Here is a 16,393-nt window from a genome sequence, read left to right on the forward strand (position 1 = left end):
GGCTGAGGCAGTGCCCACGGAAAGCGTGCATAAAAACTGCCAATATACCAAACAGTCAACTACTACCAATATGAAAAGAGACTAGGACAAATCAATATTGTCCCAGCCTCTTTAACACAATCTAACAAGTTATTTATATATGTTTAGCGTCTTTTTGGATAACTGTGATTATTCCTTATTGATTATGTTCATTAATAAAGTTTAATACGTCGCCAGATAAAGGCACAGCATTATTACTTTGTCCTTCAACACCACCATAATGGATGCCGATTAATTCATTACTGCTATTGAAGACTCCAGAACCAGAATTACCACCGTAAGTACTCGCATCATATGTCATATCACCATCACCATTTGATATAATCTGACCGTTACTTTCCCACATTGTCGCTAATTCTTTATCTCCAGGATAACCAGTTATTGTAACATCATCACCTTTCTGAGCTTGTGTTGCATCACCGATTGTTGCCGGTTGCACAACATCTCCTACATGTTGCCCATTTTCATTTGGTTCGAAGTGTACTACTGCTAAATCTGCATTCCCTGGATAAGGTTCAGCACTTTTTTCTTCAAATGTACCGTTTGGATATGTAGAGGCATCTGAAGCAGCAGGTGAAAATTTCATATTACCATTTGATAAGTTCACAACGTGTTTATTGGTCAACACTGTATTTTCACCAATAACCACTCCAGTAGCTATGTTTTGACCTAAATCTGCATAGCCTACCGCCTGATAATGTCCACTAGTTGTGTTTTCGACTTGATGTCTATCGTTATTAGGTAATATGACTTCTTGCGTATTTTCTTTATCGTCTTGGCTAATTGGATAAGAAGTAGATTGTGCCTGTGATACAAAGCTGCCAGACACAATTGCCAATGCCATAATCGCGATTGACATGACTCGTGTAATAAATTTTCTCAAAATCATAATTCCTCCTTAAAATTGACCTGCATGTTCAATTTATATTTTATTTTATTATTATTCAAACATTTGCTGGTAATCAAACTAAATTAAAAACAAATAATTTATGCTAATTTTTATCTTTTCAACGTTTTTAATACTATGTTGTTTAGACAACTTCTTCTAGAGCATGTCGTTTGTCTTTACAGCCAAAGGTGCTATAATACCAATTAAACAACAGATGTTATTTAGTTAATGGTTGTTGTTTAATTTTATTAGATTGGAGGTAATGACGTGACATTAGCAGAAGAACACGAGACATTTCAGCGTACTTTTCAGCCACAGAAGTTAACGTTAGGACTAATTGTGCCATTTGACAATGCAACTCATGATGCGTATGCTTTTGCAACACAAGCACGATTAGCTAGTCTAGCTGATGATGTCGGCTTTAGTAGTTTGTTTGTCAGAGACAACCCATTATATAGCCCACATCTGGGAGACGTAACGACAAATTATGATCCATTTGTCTTTTTAACGTATTTAAGTACACATACAACTAATATTGCTTTAGGTACTTCAAGTATTGTAGCAACGTTACGTCATCCTATCCATCTAGCTAAAGCAACAACATCATTAGATTTAATATCGAATGAACGGCTGTTACTAGGTATGGCTACAGGTGATAGAAAATTTGAATTTCCTGCCTTTGACATTGATAGCGACCAGTTAAGTACAACTTTTCAACAAACAATCGAATCATTACAGTCAATGTGGCAGAGTCATTCACCACACATCGATAACGATTTATTTTCCCTATATGAAGAAAGTGGATTGCAAGTGCTACCCAAACACCGACATATTCCAATGTTTGCTACTGGATATGCACAACAAACGATGACGTGGATTAAAAAGCATATGGATGGTTGGATGTTCTATCCACAAGCATTCCAACAACAAAAAGCATTACTCGCTGAATGGCATGATTCAACACACTTCAAACCATTTATGCATCCTTTAGCCATTGACTTAGATAGTAATCCTAATGCACTTTTAAAACCTATTAAAGGCGGCTATCATTTAGGACGTAATACGTTATTACAAATGTTAAAACAATATGAAAAAATAGGAACAAACCATATTATGCTTCATTTCGTTAATTATAATCGAACTTATGAAGATATGATTTTGGAAATAGGTGAACATGTTATTCCCTATTTCTTACCACATTCAATACAGGAGGAACACAAACATGGAATTATTAGATAGAATCAATGCTTTAGCAAATAAAGAAAAAGTAACTACACTAACAACTGCAGAAAAAAGCGAGCAACATCATTTAAGACAAGAATATTTGAAAATGATTAGAGGACAAGTTGTTAATACGTTTTCAACATTAAAAGTAGTAGATCCATTAGGTGAAGATGTAACACCTGACAAAGTGTATCAATTACGAAAAGAAATGGATACTTTAGATTTGTAACTACAAATAAAAAGACTGGTGCACATTGATTGCCCAGTCTTTTTTCGTGCTTTATTAACAATTACATTGCGTATTAACGTTCTTAAAAACCAATTTACGCTTTAGCTTGAATAATTTTATACATACTACGTTCAACACTGCTAGCGTACATACCTCCAAATTTCAACAAATGTACCATTAATAAATAGAGCTTATAAAATTCTAACCGTAGTTCCGCACCGTCAGCTAACGGTAACACTTGTTGATATGTTTCATAAAAACTCTGATTAAAAGCACCAAATACCATAGTAATTCCAATATCAAACTCTCTATCACCATATAAAGGTGCCGGATCAAATAATGCTGGTGAGCCATCTGTTAAAAACATGTGATTGCCACCCCACAAATCACCATGTAACAAGGAAGGTTCACTGTGATGTTCAGCTAAACTTTGATTAATAATTGCTCTGACTTGTTCATATTGTTGAATATCTGCTGTTTGCCACATCCCTCTCTCCACTAATGCGTCTTTCAGAGGATCTAAACGCTGTTTCACAAAAATATCTTGCCATTGTGTAGACCAAGCATTATCGAAAGTAATATCTCCACCTTGATACGGTAAATCAAAACCAAATTGACCCTCTGGTTGCTTATTTTGGTGCATTTTGGCAACTAAGCGCGCTAAATCACTTTGTTGACCTTCGATTCCTTCATCTAGATAACTTAATAATAAATAAGCATCATCTGTTATTTGACCATAATCAATTACTATAGGTGCTTGAATACCTGCAGCTTCAAACTGTTTCAGTCCAGCTATTTCTGCCGCATAAAAATCTGAGTTTCGATTACGTTGTACTAGTAAAAAATATTGTTCATCACTAGTATCTACTTTGTACGCCTCATTGACATCACCACCACTGATTGGTGTAATTGAAATTATATTTGCTATATTCAACTGTTCTATCCATTGTTTATCCATCGTATCCCTACTTTCCTTCGTGAAAATTATACGCTCTGTGGTCCAATATAAGTACCAAATTAGCAAGTCATATTAATGTATTTCACGTTTAACCTTTATTTAAATCATTACTCTATTGTAAAATAATAATAACTTTATAAATTAGTCGTAACATCAACTTTCATTTTTCAAAACTAAACTTTTTCTATTGGAGCGTAAATCATGTACAAATTACTCAAACCACTTATCTTTAACATCGATCCAGAACAAGCTCATGGTATGACCATTAATGCTTTAAAATTTATCCAAAAACATAATAAATTGCTTTCAGCAGTTAAAAGCTGTTTTGATTATCAACAAGACACGCTACAACAACAAATTGCTGGCGTAACTTTTAATAATCCTATTGGTTTAGCTGCTGGCTTTGACAAGTCGTGCGAAGTACCTAAAGTCCTTGAAATGGCTGGTTTTGGTGCCTTGGAATTAGGTGGCATAACGCCTAAACCTCAACCTGGCAATCCTAAGCCACGGATGTATCGTTTAATTGATGACCAAGCCATTATCAATCGTATGGGTTTTAACAATATTGGTATGAATAAAGCATTAAGTAATTTACGTAAATATGCTTATCATGTGCCCATCGGTATTAATATAGGCGTTAATAAAACAACTCCTTATGAAGAACGCTATCAAGATTATTTAAAGGTCATGGAAACTTTTAAATATGATGCGACATTTTTCACTGTGAATATTAGTTCACCAAACACAGCAAACTTACAAAACTTTCATGATAAAGATGAATTTGCGATGCTTTGTAATACATTAACATACTTTCAGGCATCTCAAAATATTACACAACCTATTTTCATTAAACTTACGTCTGATATTTCCACAACTGAATTAAGTCAAATTTTACCAACAATAGTTGATACATTTGATGGTATTATCTTGGCTAATACTACACAACGCCGTGAATCACTTACTTCTAACAACCAAAATGAAACTGGTGGTTTAAGTGGCAAGCCCTTATTCGAACGTAATTTAGAATTGATTAAATGGACATACCAACACACTAACGGAGACTTCCCTATTATTGGTACTGGCGGTATTTTTACTGCTGATGATGTCATTCGTATGATGCGTAATGGTGCATCACTTGTACAAATTTATAGTTCCCTTATTTTTGAAGGTCCTACACTTACTAAAAAAATGAATAAAGCTTTAGCTAGCTATTTACAACAAAATAATTATCATAATATTCAAGAGCTTGTTGGTTTAGATGCATAGTAAGTCCAGAGGCTAGGACAATATTGATTCGTCCTAGCCTCTTTTATATTGGCAGTAGCTGACTGCATTGAAATTGCGCTTCAAATCAAGCTTGTTTCAATGCTAGTCATCCTTGCCGGGGTGGGACGACGAAATCATTTTTTCAAAATCAGATTTCTGTCCACTCCCTTTCTATTATTTTGTTATATAATTCATGAAACTATTATGCACACACAAAAAATGGTAAAATAAATTTATATTGATACTTTTATTCTCACAAACTATTTTTGCCGTGCCATATATCGTTAGTTAGCAGCCCTCTCCTTCATAGCTACGTAAATTTGATAAGCAGGAGTGATTTTAATGGAAATTTTAAGAAAAACTACTGAAGATAATAAACCAACTTTTCATGTTCGCACGAATTTAGGCTTAATTATTAAAATAAAAGCAGCACCTGAAATGGATGAAACGGAAATTAACCAATTACTGGAATACGTCGCTAATGATATGGACAATAAATTAAAAAGTAATATTGAATAACTTAAGCATGCAATCTAAGTAAATACTACTAATTACCACACGCCTTTTTCTATACTATTTCCCTATGTTTTTAATAGTTATATAAACTTTATACACTGCAAAATACCAAATTTAAGTCATTATAATTTTTTTAATAGGGTATTAACAAGTAAAAGGAGGCAATGACTATGTATAATAATATTTTATTAGCATATGACTTTGACAACTCATTTACAAATGTGCCAAAAGAAATTGAAAGCTTAGCTGCAGGAAGAGACAATGTTACTGTAACGCTTTATAATGTAATATCCGAAGCGGAATTACAAAGTTCAGTGCGTTACAATAATAAACACTTAGAAGATATAGCTGAGGAAAAAGAACATCAACTACATCCATTTATTGAAGAGTTAGAAGCTACCGGTGTCTCTGTTAACGTAAAATTCAGTTCCGGACCTATTAAACAGACCTTACTAAAAGAACTTAAAGATTCCGCCTATGACATTATTGTCATGAGTAATAAACGCGATAAGGCTAATTTAGGTAATGTGCTAGGCAATGTTACACATAAAATTGCTAACAGCGCAGAGATACCTGTATTAATAATTAAATAACATAAAAAAACTCAATTTTTACAGATCTCCTTCCTATTAATATTGGAAGTTAGCATCTGTAATCATTGAGTTTTTCACTATCAACTAATCTTGGGCTTGAAGATACTGTTCAATCACTTGTAACACACCAGAATCGTCATTCGATGGTGCACGGTATTGTGCAACTCTTGCTAACTCAGGGCTACACGATGCCATAGCATAACTGTGTGGTGTCAGTTGCAACATCTCTATGTCATTGTTAGCATCACCGAAAGCTAATAATTCATGGTTCGCTATTCCCCAGTCGTCGAGCAAAGTTTGTATTGCTTTACCTTTATTCACTGATGGTACTAGTAAATCCACACTATCATTACCGCTTGTTACTGCTCTGACAATATCTGAATACCGTTGTTGTAAATCCTCAGTAATCGTAGTTACTAAATTTGTATCTTGAATGCGCATAGCGACTTTAATAAATGTATCATCAACTACTTCACTAAAATTATCCACAAATGTAATATTTTTATAGTATAACTGTGCATAATCTATAAAGGTTTGATTTGTGCCTTTCAGCATATATGCTGTTTTAATTCCACCTAATATAATATTTTCAATATGGTAAGTTTGTTGTAAATACTTTATTACATTATGTATATCACTATCGACAAAAGCCTCTTTAGCCAAGAGTTCGTTGTTAAAATAAGTTAATGCACCATTTTCAGCGACATACACAATTTTTTGATCTTTACCTGGGAAAAATGAACGCAATTGCTCATATTGATTTCCACTTGCAACAATAAATTTTATTTGTTGCTTTTCCATTTGTTTATATAATTGTTCAAAATAAGCCAGATCATATGTATGATCCGACTTAAAAAAAGTGCCGTCTTTATCGACTGCTATTGCTTTAATCAAGTTTAATCCCTCTTTCCTGAATTATTCAATTGCTGTCATCTCTTTAGCTCATCGCAATAACATTAAAGCGGTGGCCGTCCGGATCACTAAATAGTCCTCCATAATAACCTTCTAATTTAGTTCCTCGTTGCAACACTGTGCCATTTGCTTGGTTTACTAGCGTTAATAGGTCATCAACTTCCGCTTCCGTTGCTACTGATAGTGAAATTAAAGCTCCATCTATCTTTGGAATATTATCAAGACTCGCAGCTTTTTTAAATTGTTGCTGCTCTATTAACATAATAATTTTTCCATCTGCTGTTTCTATGCCTAACATCTTTGCTTGCATTGCTTCATTGTGTTTAATAGTAAAACCTAGTGCTTGGTAAAATCCTTCACTCACTGATAAATCTGCCACAGCTAAATTCAACCAATTTGATGTAATATTCATAAAAACACCATCCTTTTATCACTTAAATACCCTAAAATAATCATACAAATCGATTTTTATTACTTTGAAAATAGGGACTAAATGCACACTAAATTAACTTTTTCATGATGATTGGTTGTACCTATAGTTGAACTAAATTACTGACTATCATTCGTAATACGGGCTAAATGCTGAATTTGGCTTAAATTAACTTTTTTAATAAGTTGATTATAACTATTCATCGCAGCTACAGTTTGCTCAGCACCTTCAGCTGTCAAATATATATACATGGCACGTTGGTCTTCTACACATTCTTGTCTATAAACAAAAGCAGGAGTCATTTTTTCTAGTCTGACAATCAACCGAGACATGGCACTTTGACTTAAATCTACTACTTTAATTAAATCATTAATTTTATATTTCTTACCTTTACTGTTATAGATTTCATACAACACATAAAATTCTCTTAGACTTATATCAAATTGTTCTTTTAATACATTTTCGATCATAGTGTCGATATAACGTACGTACTTTGTAATTTCCATCCAGTTATCTATCTTTGTGCTAGCTTGCATAGTTATACCTCCTCTCTCTTAGATTACACGTGTATTTTAGTTTACATTTCTAACATCACTTGTGAATTCATATAATAATTAACTATAACATTATAATAACTTTTATTTATATTTCCAACTGCTATTGTTTTTCATTATAAGGTGCACAAGAAAATTTCACAATTTTCAGTATTGCACAACTTTAAATTTTTAAGTTATAATAACTTATATTCAATAAATGAGGTGGTTTTCTGAGTTTTTATGAATTTATACGAAATTTTACTGGTGATAATACGCCACTAGGAGAACTAGCAGATTTGGTATCTACAGATGCTGATTTTCCAATAAACGTGCAATCAAAAAGTGAAATTTTAGTATATTTTAGCACTTCGCCTTATTATAACAATAAGCATTTAGAAATTGTAAAAAGAGCCTTCTCTATTTACTTTCAAACTGCTAAATCTTAATAGGCAAATCACCATTTAAAGTCTAGAACGTTAAATTCGTTCTAGACTTTAGTTGACTGATATCAATTATTATTAAAATTTACCTATAATAAAACTACTGGCTGTAATAGATGCCTGTAGTTTTTAATATCTTTACTATTTCTTGCTTCGCCACTCTACATCATAAACAGCAAGCAATTGCTGTGTGTATGGATGTCTTTCTGCACTAAACAAATATTTTTTGTGAAAATCATCTACAATTTCGCCATCACGCATGACCACTATGCGTTCTACAGTAGCGGTAATAAACGCCATATCATGAGAAATTATAACCATTCCATGCTGAGTTTCTTCATAATAATTTAATAGTACATTGCTCATTTGTTGTTCTAGTAATACATCTAAATTTGAAGTAATTTCATCACAAATTAATATTTCAGGTTGCAACATTAATGTGCGTAAAATATTAAAGCGTTGTAATTGTCCCCCACTTAATTGATAAGGTTTTGCTTGTAATAACTCTGGGTCTAAATTCAATTGGGTCATTAAATGTTGTAACGTCAAATCAATATTACTATTAATAGATTTATAATATTTTTTAGGTTCTGCAAGTGATTGTGCCAGTGTTAAGTGGGTATTGAAACTTTCAATAGCGTGTTGAAAAATCGGCAACATCGTCAAATTATGTGCATTATACTGTCCCTTGGTTGGCAGTATTAGCCTTAGTAATATATGCGCCAGAGTCGTTTTGCCTGAACCACTTGCAAAACAATATGACTGTCGCGTTGGTATTACTTTATTAGCTACTCATGGATTAAGCATACGTGTGTTATCAAATAAAACAAATATCATTGAACATTTGTTTTCACAGGTACAGTCTTATGTAGTAGAACGAATGTTCCATCGATCTACACCATTCTTAAGAAAATATTAAGGTGCTACTCATAAAAAGGTTCAAAGCAATTGCTTTGAACCTTTTTATTGTTTAAATTGTCTGTAATAACATAATCACACTCAAGGTCAAAATTACTAATGTTGCTAGATAAATACTTAATTTTTCAGCCTTTGTTGCTGATTTTTCTTCTTTAGAAAACAAACTAAATAACGAGCCATCTCTACCGATTAGCAATGCAATAGAATAACTAAGTAAGACAAGAGATATAATAAATAAAATAATTGCAATTATTACCATCGTTAGATTACCTCCTTGATGTTATTAATAACTAATTTATCATGGATTTATCATTCAAACGACCAATACCCCTTATATTATAGCCACAGGTTGATTTTCTCTTTATCATCATGAGATGATAGTACTTAATATAATAAATTATTTATTTTTTTAGAACGTACACATTGGAGGTATATCACATGACAGTCAATTATTTTTACCGAAACACTGTTCAACCATCATGGATTGACCATAACAATCACATGCACGATGCACAATATTATGCTGTATTTAGCGATAGCGTGGTAGCATTCTTTGAAGCGATGGATTTTTCAGTTAGTCGTCGTAAGGATCAAAATATAACTATTTTTAGCTTAGAAGCTCATATAACATTTCTTAAAGAATTAGTCTTAGATGAGTCTTTTTATGTCCAACCACATATTTATGATTATGATGCTAAACGTGTTCATCTATTTTTATCTATGTACAACGCACTAGACGAACCGATTGCTACATACGAAATTATCATGATGGCTGTCAATTATCAAACACGTAAAAGCACGATCTTCCCCGAAGATATTTTAACGACTATTCAACAACAATATGAAACGCAAGCTGCTTTCACTCCACCAAAACAATTAGGTCATGTTATTCAAATACCACGAAAATAAACAAAAGAGTGAGACAGCAATCTAATGTTATTAACAAGATTGTGTCACCTCTCCAAAAGATAACTAACATTGAAAAAAGCAGGATTGACGTACAATTTCAATATAGCCATCTACCTACAATATAAAATTAGGCTGGGTTGAATCAATCATCCCCAGCCTTTTTACTTACTATACCTTTAAACTATAATACAAACTGTCTTTTACAAAAGTCGCAAATTCATCAAATGCTTTATCTCGTGATTTATTGGCGTCAATAATCATCGGCAAATTCAAGTTGAACGTCTGTGCAACTATAGTTCGTATAGCATATTCTTTGTTCACGTCTCTCATATAACCTTGATCAATCAACTTTTGCAATAATGGGGTTAATTGAGCGAGCAAATTTTCAGTAAACAAATTTATGACTATTGTTTGTAACTGTACACTAGTCAGTGCTTCATTGAGTAATACTTTAATTAACACTCTATTGTCATAAATAAATTGTGAACGATTATCGACGAACTTATCGATAAATGTTTTCAAATCATTAGTCAATGTAAGTTCTGTTTTGAACTCGGTAAGCGCTACAGGAATAACATTATTTTTTAAAATAGGTATTAATCCAGCATATAGTAGTGTTTGCTTATTTTTGAAATGTTTAAAAACTGTCCCTTCTGCAACTTGTGCATGCTGCGCAATATCTTTAGTAGTTGTTTTATCATAGCCCTGCTCGCTAAATAATATAACTGCACTTTGCAACACTCTTTTTTGACGTTCACTCAGATGTTCAAGCCGAGGCATAATTGACTCTACTATTGCTTTTAAACTGTTCATGACTATTCACCCTAAACTTTTCTATAACGTTTCATGCCTATGATATTTAATACGAGTAATATAAGGAAAAATGCTAATAATACAAGCAAATTTAAGTATACGTCTTCTAGTACAAATCCTTTAATCATGACATCTTGCATCGTTTGTCCTGCATAGTAAAGTGGCATAATATGAGCAATATAACCTAATATTTTACTCATAGATTCTATAGGAATCAGACCCGCAAACAGTACTTGTGGCACAATAACGAGTGGAATAAATTGAATCATTTGGAATTCTGATGCTGCAAATGTTGATAATAAAATACCAAAGGTTAATGCTACAAGTGCTGTAAGTATAGTTGTTAAAAGAACGACCAAAATTGATCCTTCTACTATAATATTCAGTACATATACTGCAAAAAGTACGACAATTACCGTTTGAATTATACTAAAGATACCGTAACCAATAATATAACCAAATATAATTTGACTACGCTTGATGGGTGAAGCTAGCAGTCGTTCTAATGTGCCTGATGTACGTTCTTTTAATAAACCAATGCCCGAAATTAAAAAAGTAAAGAAAAACACAAAGAATGCAATTAATATCGGATTAATCATATCAAAGTATGTTGAACTTGCTGAACCATATAAGTAATCTGTCTTCATTTCATACGGTCGTACGTTATTTTGAGAGCTTTGACTAGCATCAGTAGCTCCTGCTTGTTGCTGTACATTTGCTAATGCATCTTGCAACTCCTTCGCATTATTTTTCATTTGTGTCATGTTTTGATTAATCAACCACTTTTGATTTAGTGAAGCCAACACTCCCGACTGTGTAGGATTATCATTCGCATATGTAACATGTAGTTGATTGTCTTCAACAGTAGCAAAACCAGTTAAATCGCCCGATTTTATTTTATTAGCAATATCCTTATTATTATCATAATAGCGAATATCTATTCCTTCTTTTTCTACAGCATTAATAAATGTTTTTGGTGCCTCAGCTACACCTAACTTAACACCATTCGAATTATCCGATACGGAAAAAATATAATATAACAATGATAAAATAAGTAACGGTGCAATGATCAATAATGCAAGTGTCCGTTTATCTCTTAGTGTTTGCTTTACAATACGCTTTGCAATGTGTAATGCATTCATCATTATTCCTCCATATTTAAAAATACGCCTTCAATCGTATCTGTATGATATTGTTGTTTGATTTCTTCCGGAGTGCCGGTTGTGATGATACGGCCATGATTCATTAGTACTAACCTGTCGCATTTTGTCGCCTCATCTAATACATGTGTGGTAACTATGATGCTTTTCCCTTGTTCTTTGGCTAGATTTAAATCATGCCATACTGCTTGTCTAAGTTTTGGATCTATGCCTACAGTTGGTTCATCTAAAATTAACACCGCTGGGTCTTGTAAAAAACTAATAGCTAAGGATAAGCGTCTCTTCATCCCGCCTGAATAATGTTTCACCTTTTTATTTAAGGCGTCCTCAAGGTTGACCATTTCACTACAAATTTTCACACGTTCACGAATATGTTTTCGTTTTTTAATATAAATACCTGCAAAAAATTTTAAATTTTCTTTACCTGTCAAATCTTCATATAGTGCATCACTTTGTGCCATATAACCGATATCTTTCAATACCTTCCTATTGGGAATCGACTTTTCATTTATAGTAACCCATCCTGTATCAGTATGCTCCATGCCAAGTATACATTGAATCAACGTCGTTTTTCCTGTACCTGAAGGACCAATTAATCCTACAATTTCACCAGGTTCAAAATTAACATTAATATCTTCTAACACTTGTTGTTTCTTAAAAGCCTTACTCACATTGTTTACTTCAATCAATTAAACTACCCCCTAAAAGTGAGTGAATACTCATTTCTCAGTTACACATTACATTTTTTTAGTAATTAAGTCAAAGGTAATCTTATTTTGACTTAATACTGACCTGTTGTTATCATTAAGTAGAACGGTCATTCTATCCAAAGGTGTGAAATATGATGTCACAAAAGAAGCAAGATATTTTAACAGCTGCAGAACGTTTATTTTATGATTATGGCTTTAGAGGCGTTGGTTTAAAACAAATCATTCAAGAAGCCAATGTTGCTACAATGACATTATATAATCATTTTGATTCGAAGGATAAATTGGTAGAAGCTGTATTACAACAACGTGAATCTCGCTATTGGCAATATCTTGATAGTCATGTAGCACGTAATCCACAGTACCCATTTTTATCCGCTGTAGAAGCGCATTGTCAGTGGTTAAATGATTATTCCTCTCAAGGCGATATGTTTATTCGAGCGATTGAAGATTATGCAGATCAAGATAACAAAATTGAAAATATTGCTCGTGGCCATAAACAACGTCTACTCAATTATTTGGAAAATTTAGCAACTGAAGCTGGTATTACGAATGGTGAAGACTTAGCAATTCAATTCACGCTTTTATTAGAGGGGACGACTTCTATGACTGCGCTTATTAATGCTAAAAGAGCGACTGCCCAGGCTTTGAGTATGGCACGGATGTTACTCAATGAAGCATACAAATAATCATTATTACGAGGTAATTGCTGTAATCAGGTGTGCCTCGTTTCTTAATTCCCTTAAATAGAATGAACGTTCTATCTAATATAAATTAATTTACAAGGTGGTATTAACGTGCACTTTTCTAAATTAGTTTTTCCTGGTATAGCCATGATTGCTACTACTTACGGACTTGGGCGCTTTAGTTTTGGTTTATTTTTGCCTTCCATAACTGAAGATATCGGGATGACAACATCACAAGCTGGTATTATCTCATCTTTATTTTATTTAGCTTATTGTTTTACGATTATATATACTACTTTTCAAACAGCTACGATAGGCCCCAAACGTATGATTATGCTTGCTGGATTATCTGTTATTGTTGGTTTATTTACTATTGGTATATCGCCAAATGCGTTAATACTATCTTTAGGTGTCCTTTTTGCTGGTGCTAGTACTGGCCTTGTTTCACCACCTTATGGTTATACTATTTCTTTATGGATTCGTATGACCGATCAAGGTAAAGCCAATACTTGGATCAATTCCGGTACAAGCTTTGGACTAATGTTTACAGGATTAACTGCAATGGTAGTATTTTTAGATTGGCGCGCAACTTATTTTATATATGGTGTTATTGCTGTTGTTGTTTTATTATGGAATTTCAAAAATATTCCACCATTACAACATAATTTAAATATTTCAACAGGTTCATTTAATATACGTGATATCACATATAGTAAGCGCATTATCCTAGCTTCTTTACTTTTAGGTTTTGCTACAGCACCTTTTTGGACCTTTTCAAAATCCTTTATAGAACAGACAGGTCATTATACAGATTTAGAACTTTCTATATTTTGGATACTTATTGGACTTTTTGGTATTATCGGAGGAGTTTCAGGCGCTATGATTGATAAACGAGGTATACATTTCGCTTATAATTTAGGCGTTATTATGCTTGCTACTTCTTCCTTATTATTAGCATTTACACCTAATATTTGGTTATTGGCCTTTATTTCTTCAGGCTTATTTGGATTTAGTTATATTTATTTAACAGGTGTATTGTTAGTGTGGGGAATTAAAATTTTCGCCAAAAATGCTTCATTAGGTATAGGCATACCTTTTTTATTATTAGCAGTTGGCCAAGTTATAGGGTCATCATTAGCAGGTATCGTCATTGATACCGTAAACTTTCAAAATACATTTATTATATTCGGTATCACTGGTTATTTAGCGTTATTACTATATCCACAAATTAAGGTTAAAGCTAAGCCACAACCTAAAGGCAAATATAACAAGTTACAACAAAGCAATAAAGAAATACTCGACTACTATGAACAGCATAATTAAATACTACTAACTAAATCTACTCTCCATAACTGACTTCCACTACATTTATGATTTGCGTTTTAATGTATTCCAATTTTAATTGCTACTATCATTCACCTAAGTGGCCAACCATAGTTCCGCTTAGGTGAATTCATTTTAATTGAACATGGCTCTTTACTTTATTGTAGTTAAACACTATTACTAGTTAAGTTATAAGTCTAACCTTGTTTTTAAAATTTTTCATATTTAATCCCTATCTTTTTAGTATGTTTTATTGATTTATAATTATATTATGTGTATAGTGTGAATTATCAGAATATTTTAAAATTAAGGAGCTTCGTTATGACTAATAATAAATGGCATTTAGATACTTTATCAATTCATGCAGGACAAGAAGTCGATGACTTTTCAAAATCAAGAGCTGTACCTATTTATCAAACTTCAAGTTATGTTTTTGATGATACAAACCACGCTCAAGCTTTATTTTCATTAGCAGAATCAGGTAATATTTATACTCGCATTATGAACCCAACTCAAAATGTCTTTGAAGAACGTATAACGGCATTAGAAGGAGGCGTAGGTGCCCTTGCAACTTCTTCTGGCCAAGCTGCGATTCACCTAGCTTTACTCAACATTGTAGAAAGCGGCGATGAAATTGTTGCTTCTTCAAACTTATACGGTGGAACTTATAATTTATTAAATGTCACTTTTAAGAAGTTAGGTATTACTGTGCATTTCGTTGATCCAAGCAATCCTGAAAACTTTGCACAAGCAATCACAGAAAAAACTAAAGCCGTCTATGCTGAAACTATTGGTAACCCACGCATAGATGTTTTAGATATTGAAGCAGTAGCTCAAGTTGCACATAACAATAACATTCCATTAATTGTTGATAATACTTTCCCTACCCCTTACTTATTACGTCCATTTGAATATGGTGCAGACATTATTGTTCATTCTGCGACTAAATTTATTGGAGGTCACGGCACATCAATAGGCGGTGTTATTGTTGATAGTGGTAAGTTTAACTGGGACAATGGTAAATTCCCTGGCTTAGTAGAACCTGATGCAAGTTATCATGGCATCTCCTATGCTCATGATGTAGGTGCAGCAGCATATATTACTAAAGCACGTGTACAATTATTACGTGATTTAGGTTCTGCCGTTTCGCCATTTAATGTACATGAATTTTTACTAGGCTTAGAAACTTTACACTTACGTTTAGAGCGTCATTCTCAAAATGCATTACAAGTGGCAGAATATTTAGAACAACATCCAAAAGTAAAATGGGTCAATTATCCAGGCTTAACAAGTAATGCTTATTACGATCTTGGTCAAAAATATTTACCAAACGGACAAGGTGCGATACTAACATTTGGTATTGATGGCACAGTTGCTGAGATTGCACAATTTGTTGATGGCTTATCATTATTTTCTCATCTCGCAAATGTTGGGGACTCAAAGTCTCTAGTAATTCATCCAGCTAGTACTACTCATCAGCAATTATCTGACGAAGAACGATTAGCTTCAGGTGTTACAAACGATCTTGTGCGTTTATCTGTTGGAACTGAAAATATCCATGATATTTTAACTGATTTGGAAAACGCCTTAAAAGAAGTTTAATTACTGTTAGATGACTCATTTTACTAAGAGGCTGGGACAATTTTGATTCGTCCTAGTCTCTTTTCATATTGGTATTAGCTAACTATATTGAAAATGCACTACAACTCATTTTTTCAACGCTAGTCATCCTTGCCTGGGTGAGACGACGAAATCATTTTTTCAAAATCAGATTTCTGTCCCACTCCCTTTAGTGTGACGGCACATTGGCTTCAGACAACCAGAAGACTACCCGCAACACATTAT

General features: G+C 33.2%; 21 protein-coding genes. 11 read left to right on the forward strand and 10 right to left on the reverse strand.

Going from position 1 to position 16,393, the window contains the following annotated elements:
- Nucleotides 1-175: 175 nt before the first annotated feature.
- Nucleotides 176-928, reverse strand: a complete 753-nt coding sequence (locus CD036_RS06105; protein ID WP_021459610.1) for a trypsin-like serine peptidase — start codon at nt 926-928, stop codon at nt 176-178.
- A 267-nt stretch (nt 929-1,195) separates the two neighbouring features.
- On the opposite strand from CD036_RS06105, the gene CD036_RS06110 reads away from it, so the two are divergent.
- Entirely contained in the window at nt 1,196-2,167 is a 972-nt protein-coding gene (locus CD036_RS06110; protein WP_002508820.1) for an LLM class oxidoreductase, read from the forward strand.
- Nucleotides 2,151-2,381: a DUF896 domain-containing protein gene (locus tag CD036_RS06115; protein WP_002508821.1), complete on the forward strand. Its 231-nt coding sequence runs from the start codon at nt 2,151-2,153 to the stop codon at nt 2,379-2,381. Before CD036_RS06110 ends, CD036_RS06115 begins: the two co-directional genes overlap by 17 nt.
- A gap of 94 nt (nt 2,382-2,475) precedes the next feature.
- On the opposite strand, the gene CD036_RS06120 is transcribed toward CD036_RS06115, so the two are convergent.
- Nucleotides 2,476-3,339, reverse strand: a complete 864-nt coding sequence (locus CD036_RS06120) for a fructosamine kinase family protein (protein WP_021459612.1) — start codon at nt 3,337-3,339, stop codon at nt 2,476-2,478.
- Nucleotides 3,340-3,540: 201 nt separating this feature from the next.
- On the opposite strand from CD036_RS06120, the gene CD036_RS06125 reads away from it, so the two are divergent.
- The 3 genes from CD036_RS06125 to CD036_RS06130 all read left to right on the forward strand — a co-directional run bounded on the left by CD036_RS06125 (nt 3,541) and on the right by CD036_RS06130 (nt 5,714).
- Nucleotides 3,541-4,605, forward strand: a complete 1,065-nt coding sequence (locus tag CD036_RS06125) for a quinone-dependent dihydroorotate dehydrogenase (protein WP_103388192.1) — start codon at nt 3,541-3,543, stop codon at nt 4,603-4,605.
- 342 nt (nt 4,606-4,947) lie between these two features.
- The gene (locus tag CD036_RS13145) at nt 4,948-5,124 is read left to right on the forward strand and encodes a hypothetical protein (protein ID WP_021459614.1); all 177 of its coding nucleotides are present in this window, start codon (nt 4,948-4,950) and stop codon (nt 5,122-5,124) included.
- A gap of 167 nt (nt 5,125-5,291) precedes the next feature.
- The gene (locus CD036_RS06130) at nt 5,292-5,714 is read left to right on the forward strand and encodes a universal stress protein (protein ID WP_103388193.1); all 423 of its coding nucleotides are present in this window, start codon (nt 5,292-5,294) and stop codon (nt 5,712-5,714) included.
- Nucleotides 5,715-5,798: 84 nt separating this feature from the next.
- Here CD036_RS06130 and CD036_RS06135 read toward each other — a convergent pair whose 3' ends face one another.
- The 3 genes from CD036_RS06135 to CD036_RS06145 all read right to left on the reverse strand — a co-directional run bounded on the left by CD036_RS06135 (nt 5,799) and on the right by CD036_RS06145 (nt 7,592).
- Nucleotides 5,799-6,608, reverse strand: a complete 810-nt coding sequence (locus CD036_RS06135) for a Cof-type HAD-IIB family hydrolase (RefSeq protein WP_021459616.1) — start codon at nt 6,606-6,608, stop codon at nt 5,799-5,801.
- A gap of 43 nt (nt 6,609-6,651) precedes the next feature.
- Nucleotides 6,652-7,038: a VOC family protein gene (locus tag CD036_RS06140; protein ID WP_103388194.1), complete on the reverse strand. Its 387-nt coding sequence runs from the start codon at nt 7,036-7,038 to the stop codon at nt 6,652-6,654.
- 137 nt (nt 7,039-7,175) lie between these two features.
- Nucleotides 7,176-7,592 (reverse strand): transcriptional regulator, SarA/Rot family, encoded by a 417-nt coding sequence (locus CD036_RS06145; protein ID WP_103388195.1) that lies wholly within the window; start codon nt 7,590-7,592, stop codon nt 7,176-7,178.
- Nucleotides 7,593-7,822: 230 nt separating this feature from the next.
- On the opposite strand from CD036_RS06145, the gene CD036_RS06150 reads away from it, so the two are divergent.
- Nucleotides 7,823-8,038: a YozE family protein gene (locus CD036_RS06150; protein ID WP_082435637.1), complete on the forward strand. Its 216-nt coding sequence runs from the start codon at nt 7,823-7,825 to the stop codon at nt 8,036-8,038.
- A gap of 135 nt (nt 8,039-8,173) precedes the next feature.
- Here CD036_RS06150 and CD036_RS06155 read toward each other — a convergent pair whose 3' ends face one another.
- Nucleotides 8,174-8,809: an ATP-binding cassette domain-containing protein gene (locus CD036_RS06155; RefSeq protein WP_103388196.1), complete on the reverse strand. Its 636-nt coding sequence runs from the start codon at nt 8,807-8,809 to the stop codon at nt 8,174-8,176.
- On the opposite strand from CD036_RS06155, the gene CD036_RS13025 reads away from it, so the two are divergent.
- Nucleotides 8,766-8,951, forward strand: coding sequence for a hypothetical protein (locus tag CD036_RS13025; RefSeq protein ID WP_133173731.1), 186 nt, complete (start codon nt 8,766-8,768; stop codon nt 8,949-8,951). The two genes, CD036_RS06155 and CD036_RS13025, sit on opposite strands and share 44 nt — an antisense overlap.
- Nucleotides 8,952-9,002: 51 nt before the next feature.
- Here the strand turns inward: CD036_RS13025 and CD036_RS06160 are convergent, their stop codons facing one another.
- Nucleotides 9,003-9,209 carry a hypothetical protein gene (locus tag CD036_RS06160; RefSeq protein WP_002508830.1) on the reverse strand — a complete coding sequence of 69 codons (207 nt, stop codon included), beginning with the start codon at nt 9,207-9,209 and terminating at the stop codon, nt 9,003-9,005.
- 179 nt (nt 9,210-9,388) lie between these two features.
- Here CD036_RS06160 and CD036_RS06165 point away from each other — a divergent pair, with 179 nt between their 5' ends.
- Nucleotides 9,389-9,859 carry a thioesterase family protein gene (locus tag CD036_RS06165; RefSeq protein WP_103388197.1) on the forward strand — a complete coding sequence of 157 codons (471 nt, stop codon included), beginning with the start codon at nt 9,389-9,391 and terminating at the stop codon, nt 9,857-9,859.
- A gap of 168 nt (nt 9,860-10,027) precedes the next feature.
- Here the strand turns inward: CD036_RS06165 and CD036_RS06170 are convergent, their stop codons facing one another.
- Genes CD036_RS06170 through CD036_RS06180 form a run of 3 tightly spaced genes read right to left on the reverse strand, consistent with a single transcriptional unit; the run spans nt 10,028 to nt 12,521 of the window.
- On the reverse strand, nt 10,028-10,672 hold the full coding sequence (locus CD036_RS06170; RefSeq protein WP_021459633.1) for a TetR/AcrR family transcriptional regulator: 645 nt from the start codon (nt 10,670-10,672) through the stop codon (nt 10,028-10,030).
- An 11-nt stretch (nt 10,673-10,683) separates the two neighbouring features.
- Complete coding sequence (locus CD036_RS06175) at nt 10,684-11,814, reverse strand: ABC transporter permease (RefSeq protein WP_103388198.1); 1,131 nt, start codon at nt 11,812-11,814, stop codon at nt 10,684-10,686.
- Nucleotides 11,815-11,816: 2 nt separating this feature from the next.
- Nucleotides 11,817-12,521: an ABC transporter ATP-binding protein gene (locus CD036_RS06180; protein ID WP_103388199.1), complete on the reverse strand. Its 705-nt coding sequence runs from the start codon at nt 12,519-12,521 to the stop codon at nt 11,817-11,819.
- A gap of 155 nt (nt 12,522-12,676) precedes the next feature.
- On the opposite strand from CD036_RS06180, the gene CD036_RS06185 reads away from it, so the two are divergent.
- The 3 genes from CD036_RS06185 to CD036_RS06195 all read left to right on the forward strand — a co-directional run bounded on the left by CD036_RS06185 (nt 12,677) and on the right by CD036_RS06195 (nt 16,150).
- A complete protein-coding gene (locus CD036_RS06185) occupies nt 12,677-13,228 on the forward strand; it encodes a TetR/AcrR family transcriptional regulator (RefSeq protein ID WP_002508836.1) in 552 nt (183 codons plus the stop codon).
- A 108-nt stretch (nt 13,229-13,336) separates the two neighbouring features.
- Entirely contained in the window at nt 13,337-14,548 is a 1,212-nt protein-coding gene (locus CD036_RS06190) for an MFS transporter (protein ID WP_103388200.1), read from the forward strand.
- Nucleotides 14,549-14,869: 321 nt separating this feature from the next.
- A complete protein-coding gene (locus tag CD036_RS06195; RefSeq protein WP_103388201.1) occupies nt 14,870-16,150 on the forward strand; it encodes a homocysteine synthase in 1,281 nt (426 codons plus the stop codon).
- Nucleotides 16,151-16,393 lie beyond the last annotated feature (243 nt).

Origin of the sequence: Staphylococcus arlettae (genome assembly GCF_002902345.1) — a bacterium.
GTDB lineage: Bacteria > Bacillota > Bacilli > Staphylococcales > Staphylococcaceae > Staphylococcus > Staphylococcus arlettae.